The organism is Pseudomonas sp. PDM26 (genome assembly GCF_019219185.1).
Lineage (GTDB): Bacteria > Pseudomonadota > Gammaproteobacteria > Pseudomonadales > Pseudomonadaceae > Aquipseudomonas.
Window position 1 is genome coordinate 46226 of sequence record NZ_JAHUWC010000004.1, and the last position, 17388, is coordinate 63613.

Genomic DNA, 17388 nt, shown 5'->3' on the forward strand with positions numbered 1-17388 from the left:
TGAAATCCTCAGAAATCATAGCAAGGGTTCGCGGAGGCGTTTTTACACACTCTGGGCCGCTTTTTGCCGTTGCCGCGTGTGCTTCGAGCAGGTTTATCAGCAAGAGGATATCCGCGCTGGAGATAGATGACGGCGGACAAGTGTGCCTGGAAGGCTGCCTACTCACGATTCGAGCGATCCATCAGCAATTGCCGGCCGTTGCCTGATCGCTTCCAGATCAGCAGAGCGGTGAGTCGATAGTAATACCGGGTGGCGTCGGAATGGTCTTTTAGGTGCTGAGTGAGAAACCAACGCACATGCTTGAGCTGCCAGGTCCAGGGATTATCTCGCTGCCATCGTTGTTGAATGGCCGCTTGCATGATTCGGGCTTGCCGTAGGTGTCGTTGTTGCGTGACCTTCGAACCGGTCAGTACGCCGCTCAGGAACAGCGCCATATCGAAAGGCTTGGTCACGCTCGACCTCCAATGTAGGCCGAAACCACATCGATCCGGTTATGCCCGAGCTCTAGGCTGATTTGTTGGCGCGCCTGTTGATCAAGGTCGCGGTCAATGCGATAGCAGTGGCCACCATTGACTGGTGCGGCGTGCCCCGTGAGCTGTTCGTAGCGCTCGCAGGCGTAGGCTGCTCGCAGTTCATGGAAACCCTTCAGCCCTTGTTCATGCAGCGTTTCTCGGGCGGGGAGCAGGGTCTGTTGCAGAAACGCGGAGTAGCTTTCGTCGCGGGCCAGTAAGTTGCGGCTGCGGGGCGGCGATGCCTTACGAGCAAACTGCAGCGCCGCCTTCACCTCTTCATTTACCGCGACCCATCGCGGCGCTGATGCGCCTGAGCGGCCGCCTTTGGTGCCGTCCTGGATGTTGATGCGGCCTAAGTGTTCGGCTTCGCGGTGCAAGCGTGGCAGGTCGGCCAGGATCGCTTCGCGCAGGCGCATGCCGGTTGTTCGGGCCAACAGGACAATCGCGGCCACCCGCTCGTGTTGCTGTTCGCCAAGCGCCTCGAGTACTCGCCGCACCTGTTGGTGGTCTTGGCCATCCGGCGCACGGGTGCGTACGCTCGAGCGCTGTTGTCCCAACGCCTGACTCGGGCTGGCGATCCTCACTTCCTGATCACCGCGCAGCGCCGCGAGGGCACGGTTGACGCTGCTCAGGCGGTTCTGCGCGGTCGCGATGCAGAGTTCACCTTGCTGGATCTGCTGGCGCAGGTAAGCAGCGTAGTCTTGCAGCGTCCGTCGATCGATCTGGCGCGCATCGTTGTAACCGGGACCGTCCTCTGACCGACACCAACGCACGAACGCTTGCCAGCGATCGCTATGAGCTTTGACCGTGGCAAAGTGGCCGCCGCCAAACAAATCCTTTAGCGCTTGTGGGCCGGCGTAGCTCAGCTGGCGGCCATAGCCAAAGTTGCGACCGTCACGCCGACCGACCAGCGCCATCGTCATCACCGTGTTCGTTTGTTTGCAGAAAGAGCAGTAAGGCTTTCCAGTGGGGGCTGAGCCTGTCCAGCTGCTGCCAGTGTGTCGGGCGGATCAGGAGGGCGTTCTTGTGGTGTTGCAACAGTGCCCCTTCCTCACGCAGTTGCTCGATCAGCCGGGCTAGGTGGGTAGGCTCCAGTGGTGGTGTGGCGACAGCGGCGACAGTGGCGACAACCCGCGTCGTTTCTGGCCTGGCGCGTGGCGACAGGGTGGCGACAGAGGCGGCGACACACCGCGATTCTGGCTGCGCTTGATGTTGCGCTTGGTAGCGGCGCACCGCGTCATTGAGGCGAAACATGGCGGACCTCGAAAGTTTTTCCGTCGCGGCTGCTCAGCCAGCAATGAGTGATCAGCTCGACGAATAAAGTGGCGGTATGGTCAGCGCTCTTGCGGGCAAAACGAGGGCCGTTGCGATTGACGTCGCGGACGGTGAACTGGGTCCAGCCTTTCTGCACCAGCCAGCGCAGCAACCGATCCGCTTCCTCGCGTCGGCTATTGACCGGCTCCTGTTCGGTCAGGCGCTGAATCTCGGCCAGGTAGTAATCCATCAGCGTGGAGGCGCGCTGGATGTGTGCTTCCTCCAATGCACTGGCCTCTTCAACCATGGCCAGCACGCCCGCGATACGCAGTACATTCGCCGCCGCCTTACCCGCGACAGACTGGACGCCGGCCAGCTCGCCGAACTCGCCAGACTGACACTCGATGGTGTCGTGAATATCAATCCAGGCACGACGGGCACGGGGAGTCAGTTCCAGCGTGACGGGATTGAGTGATCCATCCTTGTGAAGCGACCAGGGCTTTTGCAGCAGGGCGGCGATCCGTTGTTGGTAGCGCTGGACTTTGGCATCTCTGGTTAGGTCGATCGCCTTGTAAAGTCGCTGGCCGGCCAGGCGCTCGGGCCAACTGATCAGGCATCGGCCGAGGATGCCTTGGCCATTGATCACCGGGTCTTTGAACAGCTGGTTGGCTAGGTAGGGCTGCAGCATCAGATGCAGGCTGAGGCGGCGGTCATAGGCGCGCAGGCTTTCTCCGGCCATGGAACGCGCCCGGTCGATCGGGCTGCCATCCCACAGCATCGACAAGGTGGTGATCGCCTTGAGCAGGTTCTCTTTGCTCATGGTGCTACTGCCCAAGAACTGGCCGCCTTCATCATTGAACAAGCCCATGCTGGGCAAGCCATGGCACAGACTTTTGATCAGGGCCTCGATGGTGGGCTCGGCTATGATCAGTCTCGGTGGTACCGGCTCGGACAGCTCACCGCCTTTCGCCTCAGCACGGACTGTTGAGGTTTTGGGTTTGGCCATGATGCTGGTAGCGGCGCGATAGGCTTTGAGCTTTTCCGCATACAGGGTCCACTGTTGCCGCTCCCAGTCGCGCGCCGCCCTTAATGCCAGGTGATCCACCGCGCTTTTGCGATCCCCCGAGGACGCCACCGTCAGTAGGTAGAGGGACAGCGGATAGGTTCGACCGTCGAGTTGGGCATTGGCGTGGCCCTGGCTCACCAAGGCAGTGGTAGCCAGCACCGACTGTGCAGCCATGGCGCAGGGCACGCCGATCACCTCGGCCAGTCGTTCGACCGCAGGGCCCAACAGATCCCCGAGTGCTTCGACCGGGTAGGGCAGTGGCGCCTGCTGGTACTCCAGCAATGGTTGTGGTGGCTCGAATGCTTCGCACAATTGCATCGCAATTCTCCTGAGATGATCAATTTCTTCCTCACTCATCCCGCCACGGTTGTTGAGTGTTATCAGGGTTCAAGGCCCCTGCGACCTGTGAGGTTTGTCCACTCACGCGGGACTGACGGCTCCTTCCGGCCGGGAGCTTGGGCATCTCATGATCTGGCCTCCTGAACACCGATAGCGGTGGGCGGGTGGAGGCTGCACTGGCTGACGAGGCCGGTGTCGCGAGATCCTGAGTCGGGTGAAGGCAGTGATGCGATGACTGGGGCATGCCTGACTGTCAGTCAGGTGCAGTCCATTTCATGGGCTGCGGCACCATCATCGGCATCGCTGGGGCGAGTGAGCATTCGGTGTTTGTCACGCCGATTGTCACTAGGGGGAAAGCCGCAAAGGCCCGTGCGAGCAGGGCTGCAGCAGTGTGATATGCGCCCGTCTCTTTAGGGGGCAAAGAGACGGGCAAAAGGTTGGCGCAAGAAATAGCCAAGCGGATAAGTTGCTGCAGAGCAGCCAGGAGAAGGCCTGAGTTGCCGCGGTGGGCATTCTAGAAGAAGTGGCATCCATCACATCGCTGTGACCGTGCGAGCCGCCGGACGCTAATCGCACTTGGGGAAAACCACCACGATGTGGCGTAGCCTCAAAGGTTCTGGCTACCTGAGTGCTGTCGAGGACAGCGCTTGTACGGTTCTGGTTTAGCGCTCGTTCTGCTCGCGGTCAACAGTTTTTGGGGGCGCTGTTGCGCCAATTGGTAGCGCTGGAAAACCTTGGAGGCCGGTGGTTTTCTATGGCCGGGTGGTCGTTCGTCGGTCTTTAATGTGAGCCTGCGTAATTGCATGGACTTGACCAGCACACGCCGTAGTGACGACCGGCAGAGAACGGCTGTGGATTCAACTGGTCGACGCAACAGATTGGCGAAATCGTTCGGTATTCACCGGCTTTCCGGCATCAGCCAGCCCTTGGGTGGCCCGCTCCAGGTAGACAGTGTTCCACAGTACGATAGCAGCTGTTACCAGGTTGAGGGGTTTGGGGAGCAACGGAACAGAAAGTGCACTTAAGCCCTACCTGTAGCAGCCGCTGGGTCTGATCCTCCTCGAATATTCCCCCTGGATCTCGAGTCCCCTCATCGACAACTACAATCGGGTTTCGAACGAGAAGCACCTACCCACGCTGGCTCAGATGCGCGGGAGCGTGTATCCGCCGATCCCCCGGAAGGCCCTATCCAAAAACTGCCGGTTGGCCGGCTTCCGGGGCATAGGCGGTGTCCCCTGCTACGCTGAATTCGCAGACGGGCATACCTTCACCCCTGCTGCGCCTTGACGCGACCAGATCAAGACGGGCCGAGGGAAACATGGTGCAACCGATGAACTTGACACTGTATGTCGCCTAATTAAGTGCAAGGGAGTTCAGCAATGGCAATCATCAAGTGCAAGGAGTGCGGCAAGGACAAGAGTCAGACGGCTGAGGTATGCCCTCACTGTGGTTTCAAGCAACGCAAAACAAGTTTTGTCACATGGCTATTCGCTATCCTCATCGGCTTGCCGATGCTTGCCAGCATCTTTATAGGCGCAAGCCATGAGAGTCCTGCTCCAAGGTCGATGACGCCAGAAGAACTTGCTGTAAAGAAAAAAGAAGATGCAGCCACCCAACGAGCCGCTGCTGGCGCTGTTCTATTGAAGAAGGCGATGCGTGATCCGGATAGTTTTAAGCTGGAGTCAGCTTTAGTTATCGATGGCAGCGGAGCGGTTTGCTATAACTACCGAGCAAAGAATGGCTTCGGCGGTGTAAATCGGGGTCATGCTGTCCTTTCTACAGATGGCAAAAGATTTAAGACTGATGATATGGATGGCTTTACTACGCTTTGGAAAAAAGAATGCGCGAATAAATCAGGCTCAGAAACGGCAACTGCAATTAATTGGTTCACTCTGTAGCACACCAGGTTCCTGGGGGTATATCGCTTCGCGCTGGACTGTGGAGTCGACGTCGAATTGACCCAGTTGCCGAGATATCACTGGCCCGGTCTGATTTCTCGCGAACCATTACCTTTACTGGATTTGTACCGGTATGGAGGTGGATTAGTCTTGCGCCAACACGTGGGCCAATTTGGCGTTGGCGTCAACAGCAGTAGTCAGCCAAGCGTGGCAGGTTCTTTGCTTTCTCGTCGGATTCAATGGGCCCGAAACGCCCTTGGTGTAAAGCAAGTCGAGACGATTTCTGAGAAAAAATTTTCGAGCAGTGAATCGCCCCAGATTTCGTAGACACTCTCATCGGCTGCTGTGGGTCGAAAGCGGCAGTCAAGCGAGTCATGGATCGTGAGTATGGGAAAATGGCGTCAGTCAGCGTAAATTGAGTGTTCTGAACTAGGGAGTTTTGAAATGCTGGACACTCATATTTTTTATATATGTTTATTGATGCCCCCCGTAGCAAGCACCACAATAATACTCGCAGCATTTATTCCAAACACTCGCCTCACGAAAGACTCCCTCTTTTCGCAGGCCTTCGGGCTTCATCCTGAAAAAGGCCTTATGAATCATGGACTGCTGTGGTTTAGCATTCTTACACCTGTTCTTTACTTTATCACTATTGGATATATCTCATGGGAGCCCTACACCCTGAACATGTCCAGCGACGGCTTTGCAAAATTTATATCTATAAGCACTCTTCCGCTCGCAATATTATCACTCGCCATACCTCTCCCGGTATTAGTATCCCGCTTCCATGCAACGCAGCAAACCGCTACACAGATTACAGTCACCAAGCTAAAAAACAATATTGATATTTTCTATGCGCACAGAAAAGCAATGTTTGAATATTTTGACAGGATTCCGAAAGTAAAATTTGAAGGTGCGCCAGAATGCGATTTCAAAGTGCATCCTAGATTGCACATCAATGCATTTAGAGGTTCGAAGCCGGAGCAAGGTAGCCCAACGATATTTGAGGAGTTCTTTAAGAGTATTGAAAGTAATTTATTTTCCGCTCGCACCATGGCACATCACACCCTGACGGAGGAGGACGATCATCGAAGACTGGCCTTCTACCGAAACTCATGTATAGCACTCTGGGCAGTTTCAAGAAGATTATTGATAGGTGAAATGTTCTCGACCATCTCCGACAACAGCATAGCAATCAAAGAGACCCAACGAACAAACCCCAGGGACACCTATGTAATCACAGTAGGCCAAACCACATCTGAACTGATTGGCTCCTATAGAATGTGCCGATCTTTTTATAGAATACTCTGCGAGTTCTCAGGTTACGAATCAGAGTTTTTTAAAATCGTCGACAGTGAAGATGGCAATTTCGCAGTCATTGATTCAGGTCGGCGATATATAGAACTATCAGAAGCTCCAGTTGAGAAAATTTTAGAATGGGTACGTGACTGCCCTGATCTTACGACTGAGTCGATATAATCAACTCGGGATAGTCTAGTTCCAGATGTATATTTCATTTAATAAAAACCCCGGCACCTAGCTGGGTTTTTTATTTCTACCTTTCTTCGCTGACTGCTCGGATACCTCTATAACCCTCAACAAGACCTGCTGTTGCTGTTCACTCAGCACGCGCAGTAGCTGTAGGAAGAGGTATTCCAACTAGGTGCCGAGCTGACGCAAGCTGAGTTCGTGTTCTGGTATGCAACTAGCCATCAGGTCACGTAGCGACCCTTTCTGGTGAATTGGAGCCAGCAGGTAGTGGGATAACCACCAAGAAAGTGAGTGGGTACGAATGACTGCCACTGGCCGTTTTATGCCTGCTGTGAGAGGCAGAAACCGGCCAAGAGCAGTCGCTCGCGCCCGGCAACTTTCACCTCAAATCGAAGGGTAACGCTTAGTTGCCACCCCGCTCATGGACGTCTCCTTGGACGATTAATTATCGTTACCGCTAATAGCAACCAAGTTGGCTAGTCTCTATCAGTGCTGATGGTTCTTTAGAAAGCATTTCGATTAGTGGTGCATACTTTTCTTTTATTAGTGGGAGCGATGCCTGACTTGCCATTGCTTGTAGCTTTAGCACTAACAGCCTTCTTTCTTCGTCTGCAGCACACATTTTATATGGATCTAAAACAATGTAGCCGTCAACATCCTTCCTAAAGTTAGCAATTAGATGCTCCGTAATGCTGCTTGAATACCTACTAGCCAGATCAGAGAGCAGTTTATTTAATTTTGACGACACAACAACCCTCGAAACCCTAGCTATTTCTGACTCAAGGCGATATGCATTTATAAATGCCGGGCCTACTAACTCGTTTCTGTCCCAATAAATATCGCCAAAATCAATAGCTCCTCGTAGTGTGTAGCCTAGCTCTATTGCCGTGCGCCAAACTTCTCGCACATTAGCCAGCAGTGCCTCCAATCCCAATACCATATCACCAATGATCAGCTTATTTTCGAGCCCAAAAGCTATCGTGATGCTGTCTGACACTGTATTAACGCGGCACACATAGCTACGCACAGACTGATTCAGTCCTGCCTCAATTTCATCGTCGTGCAGCACTGGCAGTGCTGATTTTATAGCTAAGAGCTTATCCAATGGATTTGACTCAGCTGCGTTCCAGTTTGACAAGATATCTTGAGAGAAGCCAAGTATATCGAGAAAGCAGACATAACCAATCCCTTTGAAATGCTTTACATTACCAAGCTGCATTTTTTTCCTTAGATATAAATTTTGGTTAAGGGGCGGGCGTTAGCCCGTCTCGGTGAGCGAGTTGTTACGTGCGATTGATATTTACAGAACGCAGCCAATGTAAGCACTAGATACTGTTCATTTAGGCCATGCAATCGCGTGCTAAAAGTATTTAACTGATCAAAAGTCCCTTCAGTCATAGTAGCCCATGGATCAGATCGTTCATTGTTCATGCGTAACTCCTTGAGCTGACTGCGTCGAGCGCTAAAGTCGCGACATGGGCAAGAAAAAAGATAAATCGACAAGACCTGCCTCAAGGTTACGAAGTCGTCGGCAGAGTGTCTATGGTCGGTTATGGGTTACCTTGGCCGGTTTCTGCCGGCGTCTAAGGGCTGCAAAGGGTCGGTTGCAGTCCTTCAGTGCTTGGCTGACGCACTCGCGCTGAGTGGCACCCGCTGACACCCATCAACTGCAAACGGCTGGTTAGCGCGAATGCAGATGACTGGTCAGTGGCAATGCAATTAGGTGGTCAAGTGAGATGTAATTACGCAGAGCCCATGCGAGTGGGAATGCGGAGCCTTCCCGCTCGCGTGGGCTTGGCCGAGAAAGCCCCAAGAGGGAGGCTAGCAACGGCGACAGTCGCCACTTCTGTCGCCATGCTGCAGGCCAGATATTACGCGGGTTGTCGCCGGTGTCGCCGCTGTCTCCAAATCAACCATCACTCCATCTGGGGAGTCATTCTCGGTTACCGGCGGCGTCCGGTGAGCGCTCACCGTATGGGCACGACGTTGTGGTCCCTGGTTTGATTGATCGCAGATGCCGACAGGTTGCCAGTGGCCGCTTTCTGGATGTGCTCACTCCACCAAGCCATCATCGGACGCCGGCGTTCGATGTAGTCCGCTCGGTTGTAAGCGCTTCGGACTTCGTCCTTGTCGACATGCGCCAGCGCGACTTCGATCAGCTCCGGATCCCACCCATGCTCGTTCAGGATGGTGCTGGCCATGGAGCGCATGCCGTGGCTGACCAAGCGGTCCTGGAAGCCCATGCGTTTCAACGCCATGTTGGCGGTCTGGCTATTGGCGTGAGTGCGCGGGTTTCTATCTGCCGGGAACACGTATTCCCTGTGGCCGCTGTGGGGCTTGAGCGTCTCCAGTAACGCGAGTGCCTGTTCGCTCAACGGGATGGTGTGCGGACGACGCTTTTTCATGCGCTCCGGCGGGATGGTCCAGATGCGTTTGTCGAAGTCGATGTCTGCCCATCGGGTGGTGGCCGCTTCGGCAGGACGGGTCATGGTGTGCAGTTGCCATTCGATCAGGCAGCGGGTGATCCGTTTGATGCTGGCGTTCGCGATTTCGATCATGAGCTCGGAAAGCTCATCGGGTCGTAGCGCGGCCATGTTCTGTTTCTTGGGTTTCTTGAATACTGCGCGAATGCCACTGAGGGGGTTCGCAAAGATCAATCCTGAATTGACCCCGTAGGTCATGATCTCGTTGAGCCGTTGGCTCAATCGCTTCACTGTCTCGAGGCTGCCTTTGGCCTCGATTGGGCGAAGCAGTTCGATGACCATTGGTGCGCTGATTTTTGAGAGCGGCGTTGTTTTCAGGTCTGGAAATACATGCAGCGTGAGCGATCGCCAAATGTCTTCGGCGTACGCCGGCGTGACGGAGTCCTTCTTCAGCTCGAACCAGGCAGTGGCCACGTTCTCGAACGTGTGTTCCGTCTCCGCTCGTTTGGCTTCGTCCTGTGCATTGCGGTGCATCTTGGGATCAATGCCTTGTGCAAGCAGCTCGCGCGCTTCCACCACTTTTTTCCTGGCGCTCGCTAGTGAGAGCTCTGGGTAAGTGCCCAGCCCCATATTGATACGATTTTTAGTTACCGGTTCGCGGTAGTTGAAGTTCCACAGCGTCGAGCCGTTGCTCCTGACTCGGAGCTGGAGGCCGTCACCATCGCTGAGGACGTAATCCTTGTCTTTTGCTTTGACAGCCTTGAGCTGGCGGTCGGAAAGGCGAAGGGCTGGAGCAGGCATGAGAGCTACCTCTGACACCGTTTTGGTATTCCAAAAAATAGCACCGGATGGCTTGGAATACCATTTGGAATACCCAAACGGCTGGAACTCAAAAACCCTCTACGGAGCCCAGTAGCCTTTAAACCCTTGATTTCACTGGATTTCAGGCACAAAAAAAGACGTCCGTGGACGTCTCTAGATGATGAAGTGGTGGAGCCGGGGGGATTTGAACCCCCGTCCGCCAGTACTCCGCTGTCGGTACTACATGCGTAGCCGTGTCTATTAAGTTAACCCTCAGCGACCCGACGGGCAGGGTGCTTTGGGCGAGTTGTGTAAGTTTTAGCCGCTTCGTCCACAACGTACTGCACGGCGATTCTGTTCTATATGACAATCACTTTGGGTTTACAGACATCCCCTGATGATTGCTGGACCCGAAGGTACCAGGAGGGAAGGGCTAAGGCTGCTTACGCAGCGAGAGCGTATTCCCCGTAGGTTTCGTCATTGGCAACTATAGGAAGTTGCAACAGTGGATTTACGAGTTCTGTTACCAACTCGGCATGCACCTAAAGTTTCGCAACCGGCGTCGAATCCTAAACGGCCCCGAGCCTGATGCTCGTTGAATCAAGTGAGCAGCAGGCATGTACAGTGTACGTCATCACGCCCCGGAAGGCCAACCCGAAGGTTGACCACCACAGATCATGGGTTTGGCTCGTTGCTCTGTTTGTCAGCGAGTGCCATTGCCTGGGTGGCCTCGGTGACGCATTTTTTGTCGTCTCCGGAGGCTTGTGAGGCTTCGGCGCTGGACATCAGTCTTTTGATTTCCATTGAGGTGTTTGTGGAGGTCGCCGGCAGCGCATTCACTTTGCCTTTGAGCTCTTGCAGCTTGCTCGTACAAAGGTTGTTGTCCGCAGCAAATACAGGAGAGGCGAGCATTGCAGCAGCAATGAACAGACCAGCGAGTGTGGTGCGTTTCATGGGTATCTCCTTGAACTGATGGTCTCGGTGCCGCCGTATGAGTGGACGGCCAGGCCGAGCCGGAAAAATCAGCCACGATCTGATGGGGCTTACCTCAAAGACTACGATTCAACACAAGAATTCGGTTTTTTCAGAAAACGTGTCGAGCTTTTTCCAGCGATGCGCACGGTTACACATTTCCAGACCCCAGATGCAACAAAACCCGCAACGGGCGGGTTTTGGTTTGCTTGGTGTCGGACGCAGCCGGGCATTGAACTCCCGGCTGCCAGTACTCCGTTGTTGATGTACGCCGACAAGGCCAACCCGAAGGTTGGCCTTGGGCAGAGTTACTTCGCGCCTTTGTGCGCGTTCGTGACGTCCATGATGGTTTGGTTGGTCTCGGCGATGCAATTATCAATACCTGCCTTGGTGCCTTTTGCCTGGTCGGCTTTGGCTTTCTTGACGGAGGCATCCACCTGGTCAAGCATTTCCCCGGGAATCTGTGCCTTTGCGTTTTCGATGGTTTGCAGGTTGAGCGCGCATTGGTCTTTTTCGGCCGCAAACGAAGTGGAAGCCATCATGGAAGCAACAACGAAAAAACCTAACAGCACAGAACGATTCATGTGTATCTCCTTGGACTGAAAGGCCAGGCTTTGCTGGCCATCAAATCGGACTACCGAGTTTTGGGAAGGTCCCACATTTGCGGGACTTGATCAGTGGACTGCGGCGGCACATCAGGGTTTGTTTCTGTTGTAGAACTGTTGATTCCGGCAAGAAGCATTAAGGAAGGCGCATTAATGCGCCTGCCTTGAAGTCCAGATTTCAGGGCTCCCTAGCCTGGGTAACGCGGTCCACGAGATAGACTAGTCCGTGGTAGTCAATGCCGCCATGTTGCGTCAGACCGATCTCACAGGTGCGGCTGGTGGAAATCCCTTCGCTGCACTGCTGCACCGCGTCCTTGAGCGTGCGCAGCGAATGGGCGTTCAACTCCGGCGTGGTGAATCCCTTGTCGCCGGCGAAGCCGCAGCAGTGAATGCCTTCGGGAATGACCACGGTTTTGCTGCACTTGCGCGCAAGGTCGATCAACGCCTGGCTTTCCCCGAGGTGTTGTGTGCTGCAGGTTACGTGCACGGCGATCGGCGCTTCCTGAGGCGTGAAATCCAGGCGATCCATCAGGTGCGTGCGGATGAAACGTACCGGGTCGTACAGGTCCAGACGGACTTCACCGAGGTCTTGAACCAGGCGCAAGGTGCAGGGGCTGGTGTCGCAGTAGATCGGGTCGAGCCCGCCACGGCTGGCGTGGAGCAGGGCGCCGATCAGCTCCTGGCGTTTGTGCTCGGCTTGCTCGGCGTAACCTTTGGAGGCGAATGGCTGACCGCAGCACAGGTTGTCGAGGTTGTCCGGGAACACCACTTGATATCCGGCCTTTTCCAGCAAGCCCCGGGTCTTGTCGTGCAGCGACATTTGCTCCGTGTCGCCTGATGCCGGCCCCATGGCGCGGGATACGCAGGCAGCAAGGTAGACCACACGCGGGCGGGCGTCCGTCACTGTCGGGCTGAAGCGAATGGCTTTTTCCGGTTGCGGCATCGCGTTGGTCCATTGCGGGACCTGACCCTTGGACAGGCGCGTCAGCGTCGCCGACAACTTCGCCAGTCTCGGCGCCCCCAGCAACATCCGTGCACCATTGGCGACGTGCAGGGTAAAACGCGCCCCTTGCAGTGCCGTGGCGAAATTTCCTTCAAGCCAGTTGGCTGTTTTCGTATGCGTTGCCTTGCGGCTACGCAGCTTTTTCACCAGTTCGCCGGTATTGATGCCTACAGGGCAGCGTTGTGCGCACAGGCCGGTGGCGGCGCAGGTATCGATGCCCTGGTATTCGTACGCGGCTTCGAGTTCGGCGGTATCGATGCCCGCGCGTTTCTTCGCCTGAATGTCGCGCCAGATCACGATGCGTTGGCGTGGGCTCAGGGTCAGACCTTTCGACGGGCAGACCGGTTCGCAGAAGCCGCATTCGATGCACTTGTCCACAATCTCGTCGGCGGCCGGCAATGGCTTGAGGTGCTTGAGGTGGATCTGTGGATCTTCGCTGAGCACTACGTCCGGGTTGAGAATGCCGTTGGGATCCAGCAGACGCTTGAGCTGCCACATCAATTGGTAGGCATCGCTGCCCCATTCCAGTTCGACGAACGGCGCCATGTTGCGCCCGGTGCCGTGTTCGGCTTTCAGCGAACCGCCGAACTCCACCGCCACCAGTTGCGCTACGTCGTCCATGAACGCTTGATAGCGTGCGATTTCGTCCGGGGTGTTGAAGCCTTGGGTGAAGACGAAGTGCAGATTGCCTTCCAGGGCGTGTCCGAAAAGGATCGCTTCGTCGTAGTGATGTTTGTCGAACAACTCGATCAGGCGGTTGACGCCGATGGCCAGTTGTTCGACCGGGAAGGTGACGTCTTCGATGATCACCGTGGTGCCGGTCTTGCGCACCGCGCCGACGGCCGGGAAGGTGTCCTTGCGGATGGCCCAGAGGCGGGAGTTTTCCTGCGGGTCTTCGGTGAAGTCGACCTGCTTTTCCACGGGGAACGTTTTCAGCGACGCCATGATCTGCGCCAGTTGTTCGTGCAGCAAGGTGGACGACGCGGCGCGGGATTCGATCAGCAAGGCGCAGGCATTGTTCGACAGATGCTGTACGAAAGGCGGCATGCCGGGTTTGCCCTGCACTGAACGCAGGCTGCGCCGGTCCAGCAGTTCCACGGCCGACACCGGTTGGCTTTTCAGTACGGTGACCGCGTTGCAGCAGGTCTCGACATCCGGGAACACAATCAGGGCCGAGGCCTTGTTCGGGTGGTCGATCACCGTGTCGTAGGTCACGGCACTGATGAACCCGAGCGTGCCCTCGGAGCCCACCAGCAAGTGGCTCAAGATATCCACAGGCTCGTCGAAATCCACCAGGGCATTGAGCGACAGGCCGGTGGTGTTTTTCAGACGGTACTTGTGGCGAATTTTCGCTGCAAGTTCGGCGTTTGCCCGGGTCTCGCGGCCCAAGGTCGCCAAGCGCTCCAGCAGGGCGGCGTGGCTTTGGCGAAATGCCGCGACGCTGGTGGCATCTTCAGTGTCGAGACGACTGCCGTCGGCCAGCACCAGACGAATGCCGGCCAGGGTGTGATAGGTGTTTTGCGCCGTGCCGCAGCACATGCCGCTGGCATTGTTGGCGACGATGCCGCCGATCTTGCAGGCGTTGATCGAGGCCGGGTCCGGGCCGATCTTGCGTCCAAAAGGCGCCAGCCAGGCATTGGCCTGGGCGCCGATCACGCCAGGTTGCAGGCGAATCTGTGTGCCTTGCCCGCGAATCTCGCGCGCGTTCCAGTTATCCCCAAGCACGATCAAAACCGAGTCGCTGATGGCCTGACCAGAGAGGCTGGTGCCGGCAGCACGGAAAGTCATCGGGACTTGATCGCGCTGCGCCAGTTTCAGCAGTGCCACCACTTCTTCTTCGGATTCGACACGGATCACCAGTTGCGGAATCAACCGATAGAAACTGGCGTCGGTGCCGAAGGCCAGGGTCGACAGCGGGTCGTCGAAACGTCGCTCTTGTGGAATCAGTTGCTGTGCATCGTGCAGGAAAGCGGCCGGTAGACTCATTGGTCCTCCAGGATCAGCACTACCAGGTCTTTCGGACCGTGGGCGCCGTACGCCAGCACTTGCTCGATGTCGGCAGTCTTCGATGGGCCGGACACCAGCAACGCATTGGTCGGCATGCCCTGGGCCCATTCGAACTCCTGCTGCACCTGATAGAAGTTATCGCGGATTTCGCTGGCCTTGAGCAGGGCGAAATGCACCGGTGGCGCGAGGCTCATCAGGCGTGGTTCCTCCCGGGTCGGCCAGATAATCAGGCTGCCGGTTGCCGCGATGGCGCCGAGGGTGCCGGTCAGGCTGGCCGGGGTGTCGCTGAACAGCTCGGCTTTCCATTCTTCAACCGGGCGGTCGTAGGCTTTTAGCATCGGCAAATCGGGATTGTTCGCCCAGTGCTGCGTGATCCGTTGACCGTGGGGCGTTGTCGGTGCAATCAGCAGACTCGGCAATTGGCGGTCCCGCAGCAATTGCGCGAGTAGCGTCGGCCACTGTTCACCGGACGTCAGATGGATTTCCGTGTGCACCGCTTCCATCAATTTGCGCAGTTGCGAGATGCGTTGTTCAGGTGCGTAGGTGTAAGGCTGAGTCACCAGATCGACATCGAAGTTGTCGGCCACTGGCGTGGTACCTGTCAGACTTTTACGCAGTTTGGCGAGGATATTTTGCTTGGCGCTCATCAACGGTCTCCCTGTTTGGCCAAATGCTCGCGGGCCATGTCATGCAATGAGCGGGCGGCGGGTTTGGGGGCGCTGTGGTTTTGCGTCCACGGGCCGATGTTGCTCGGCGTGAGGGCGCGCAAACGGGTGGCGAAGAAGCCGAACAGGCGATACAGCGTCGGCGAGCTGTTGAGCTTCGCCCAGGCATTCCAGATGAACCGCTCCTTGCGCGAATACTTGCTGCCCTGACCGCGCATCACTTGATGGGGGCTGTCCGGGGCCTTGACGTTTTCTTCGCGCAGACGCCGCAACAGAGCAGGGATCGGGATTTTCACCGGGCAAACTTCACCGCAAGCGCCGCATAACGAAGACGCACTCGGGTGGTCGGGGACTTTCGCCAGGCCGACCATGTGCGGAGTGATGATTTTTCCGATAGGCCCAGGGTAAACCTCCCCATAGGCATGGCCGCCGATTCGTGTGTAGACCGGGCAATGATTCATACAGGCGCCGCAGCGAATGCAGTTCAGGGTCTGGCGCAATTCGCTGTCGGCAAACGCCTGGCTGCGGCCATTGTCGAGCAGTACAAGGTGCACTTCCTGCGGGCCGTCGAGTTCATGTTCCTTGCGCGGGCCGGAGATCATGTTGACGTAAGTGGTGATCGGAATGCCCAGGGCCGAGCGGGTCAGCAGCGACAGCAGTGGCACCACATCGCGCAGGTTTTCCACGACTTTTTCGATGCCGGTGACGGCGATGTGCACGGGCGGCACCGTGGTGGTCATGCGGCCGTTGCCTTCGTTTTCCACCAGCAGCAGGGTACCGGTTTCGGCCACGGCGAAGTTGACGCCGGAGACGCCGATGTCCGCTTCGAAGAATTTCTGCCGCAAGACCTTGCGACCGATCTGAATGAGTTGGTCAACGTCCTTGGTGTATTCCACGCCAAGTTTGTCGTGGAACAAGGACGCGACCTGACCGGCATTCTTGTGGATTGCCGGCATGATTATGTGTGAAGGCTTCTCGTGGTCGAGCTGGACGATGTACTCGCCCATGTCCGATTCCAGGCATTCAATGCCCCGATCAGCGAGGAAATGGTTCATCTCCATCTCTTCGCTGACCATCGATTTGCCCTTGATCACTTGCCGCCCCTCGTGAGCGCGGATGATCGAGAGGACGATGCCATTGGCCTCATCCACCGTTTCCGCCCAGTGCACTGTCACACCGTTGCGGGTCAGGTTCTGTTCCAGTTGCTCGAGCAGGTCGGGCAACTTGGAGAGCGCGCGGGCACGGATTGCATTGCCCAGTGAGCGCAAGTGTTCTCTTTCATGGGCATCGCTGAACGCCGCTGCCCGTTTGCTCATCAGTGAATCCATCGCCTTGCGAAAGTTGCCTCGCAATTGCGCGTCACCCAACGCCTTGTGGGCGCGGGTGCGAAAATCTTCTTCTACGGCAACCGTAGGAATAATCGCGGAAGTGCTCATCGGGCACCTCCGGTACGCTGCCAGAGGAAGCTGGCCAGATGCTGACCGCGTAACGCTTCCTGCTGTTTTTCCAGCGAGCCGTTGATATTCATCAAGCAGCCGCAGTCGGCACTCAATATCTTGTGCGCGCCGGATTCCTTCAACGCCCGGGTCTTGTCAGCCACCATCGCGCCGGAAATGTCTGGCATACGGACGCTGAATGTCCCGCCGAAGCCACAGCATTCGCTTTCGTGGTCGTGGTCGACCCGTTCCACGTTGCTCAACTGCGCCAATAATTCGCGGCCGTGCAGGTGGGTGTTCATCTCGCGGCGTGCCGAGCACGAGGTGTGCAGCGCCACTTTTACCGGCTCGCCGCTGTCCTTGAGCTGTACCTTGCAGACAAACAACAGGAACTCGGCCAGCTCGTAGGTTCTGGCCGCCAGGGCCTGAACCTGTTGCAACGTGTCCGGCTCGTCCTTGAACAAGTCGGCGTAATGTTCGCGCAGCATGCCCGCGCAAGAGCCTGACGGCACCACCACCGGATAGTCGCCGGCAAACAGCGCCAGTTGCGAGCGCGCCACGGTCCGCGCCTGTTCGGTGTAACCCGAGGTGTAGGCCGGTTGGCCGCAGCAACTTTGCCCTTGCGGGTACTCGACACGAATGCCTTCACGCTCGAGCAGGTGGATCGCATCCATCCCGGCTTGCGGGTAGAACAAATCGACCACGCAGGTCCCGAACAGGTAGACCCGTGACGGTTTCTCGCTGGGGTATTGCCGAGGCTCGGGCAGTGGCGGGGCGACACGGGTCGCGTTCGGCACAGCGTTGTAAAAAAGCTCGCTCATCAGGCGGTCTCCGGGTGGTCCCGGTTATTCGTCTGTTGAGGCTGCTGAATATAGAGCGGCAAGCTTTCAGCAGCCTTACAGACCGGGGTGTGAAT

14 protein-coding genes, 1 other RNA gene and 1 pseudogene are annotated in these 17388 nt (G+C 56.6%); 2 read left to right on the forward strand and 14 right to left on the reverse strand.

Annotation, left to right across the window (positions count from 1 at the left end):
* Nucleotides 1-158: 158 nt before the first annotated feature.
* The 5 genes and pseudogenes from KW849_RS09675 to KW849_RS31825 all read right to left on the reverse strand — a co-directional run.
* Nucleotides 159-452 carry a hypothetical protein gene (locus KW849_RS09675; protein WP_218429192.1) on the reverse strand — a complete coding sequence of 98 codons (294 nt, stop codon included), beginning with the start codon at nucleotides 450-452 and terminating at the stop codon, nucleotides 159-161.
* Complete coding sequence (locus KW849_RS09680) at nucleotides 449-1429, reverse strand: integrase domain-containing protein (protein WP_218429504.1); 981 nt, start codon at nucleotides 1427-1429, stop codon at nucleotides 449-451. Before KW849_RS09680 ends, KW849_RS09675 begins: the two co-directional genes overlap by 4 nt.
* Nucleotides 1407-1766, reverse strand: coding sequence for a hypothetical protein (locus KW849_RS09685; RefSeq protein WP_218429193.1), 360 nt, complete (start codon nucleotides 1764-1766; stop codon nucleotides 1407-1409). The genes KW849_RS09680 and KW849_RS09685 overlap by 23 nt, the downstream gene beginning before the upstream one ends.
* Nucleotides 1750-3150, reverse strand: a complete 1401-nt coding sequence (locus KW849_RS09690; RefSeq protein WP_218429194.1) for a YfjI family protein — start codon at nucleotides 3148-3150, stop codon at nucleotides 1750-1752. The genes KW849_RS09685 and KW849_RS09690 overlap by 17 nt, the downstream gene beginning before the upstream one ends.
* Nucleotides 3151-4061: 911 nt before the next feature.
* Nucleotides 4062-4160, reverse strand: a pseudogene (locus KW849_RS31825) (Tn3 family transposase); the annotation flags it as partial.
* Between the two features lie 390 nt (nucleotides 4161-4550).
* Between KW849_RS31825 and KW849_RS09700 the strand changes: the two are divergent.
* Nucleotides 4551-5069, forward strand: a complete 519-nt coding sequence (locus tag KW849_RS09700) for a hypothetical protein (protein ID WP_218429196.1) — start codon at nucleotides 4551-4553, stop codon at nucleotides 5067-5069.
* 444 nt (nucleotides 5070-5513) lie between these two features.
* Nucleotides 5514-6548: a hypothetical protein gene (locus KW849_RS09705; protein ID WP_218429197.1), complete on the forward strand. Its 1035-nt coding sequence runs from the start codon at nucleotides 5514-5516 to the stop codon at nucleotides 6546-6548.
* 469 nt (nucleotides 6549-7017) lie between these two features.
* Here the strand turns inward: KW849_RS09705 and KW849_RS09710 are convergent, their stop codons facing one another.
* The 9 genes from KW849_RS09710 to KW849_RS09750 form a co-directional block, all read right to left on the reverse strand.
* Entirely contained in the window at nucleotides 7018-7779 is a 762-nt protein-coding gene (locus KW849_RS09710) for a hypothetical protein (RefSeq protein ID WP_218429198.1), read from the reverse strand.
* Nucleotides 7780-8527: 748 nt separating this feature from the next.
* Nucleotides 8528-9784, reverse strand: a complete 1257-nt coding sequence (locus tag KW849_RS09715) for an integrase domain-containing protein (protein WP_218429199.1) — start codon at nucleotides 9782-9784, stop codon at nucleotides 8528-8530.
* Between the two features lie 187 nt (nucleotides 9785-9971).
* Nucleotides 9972-10365: a transfer-messenger RNA gene (ssrA, locus tag KW849_RS09720) on the reverse strand.
* Nucleotides 10366-10459: 94 nt separating this feature from the next.
* Entirely contained in the window at nucleotides 10460-10738 is a 279-nt protein-coding gene (locus KW849_RS09725; RefSeq protein WP_218429200.1) for a hypothetical protein, read from the reverse strand.
* 326 nt (nucleotides 10739-11064) lie between these two features.
* Nucleotides 11065-11340: a hypothetical protein gene (locus KW849_RS09730; RefSeq protein ID WP_218429201.1), complete on the reverse strand. Its 276-nt coding sequence runs from the start codon at nucleotides 11338-11340 to the stop codon at nucleotides 11065-11067.
* Between the two features lie 199 nt (nucleotides 11341-11539).
* Nucleotides 11540-14350 carry an FAD-binding and (Fe-S)-binding domain-containing protein gene (locus KW849_RS09735; protein ID WP_218429202.1) on the reverse strand — a complete coding sequence of 937 codons (2811 nt, stop codon included), beginning with the start codon at nucleotides 14348-14350 and terminating at the stop codon, nucleotides 11540-11542.
* On the reverse strand, nucleotides 14347-15018 hold the full coding sequence (locus tag KW849_RS09740) for a lactate utilization protein C (RefSeq protein ID WP_218429203.1): 672 nt from the start codon (nucleotides 15016-15018) through the stop codon (nucleotides 14347-14349). The genes KW849_RS09735 and KW849_RS09740 overlap by 4 nt, the downstream gene beginning before the upstream one ends.
* On the reverse strand, nucleotides 15018-16472 hold the full coding sequence (locus KW849_RS09745) for a LutB/LldF family L-lactate oxidation iron-sulfur protein (RefSeq protein WP_218429204.1): 1455 nt from the start codon (nucleotides 16470-16472) through the stop codon (nucleotides 15018-15020). Before KW849_RS09745 ends, KW849_RS09740 begins: the two co-directional genes overlap by 1 nt.
* Complete coding sequence (locus KW849_RS09750; protein WP_218429205.1) at nucleotides 16469-17293, reverse strand: (Fe-S)-binding protein; 825 nt, start codon at nucleotides 17291-17293, stop codon at nucleotides 16469-16471. The genes KW849_RS09745 and KW849_RS09750 overlap by 4 nt, the downstream gene beginning before the upstream one ends.
* Nucleotides 17294-17388 lie beyond the last annotated feature (95 nt).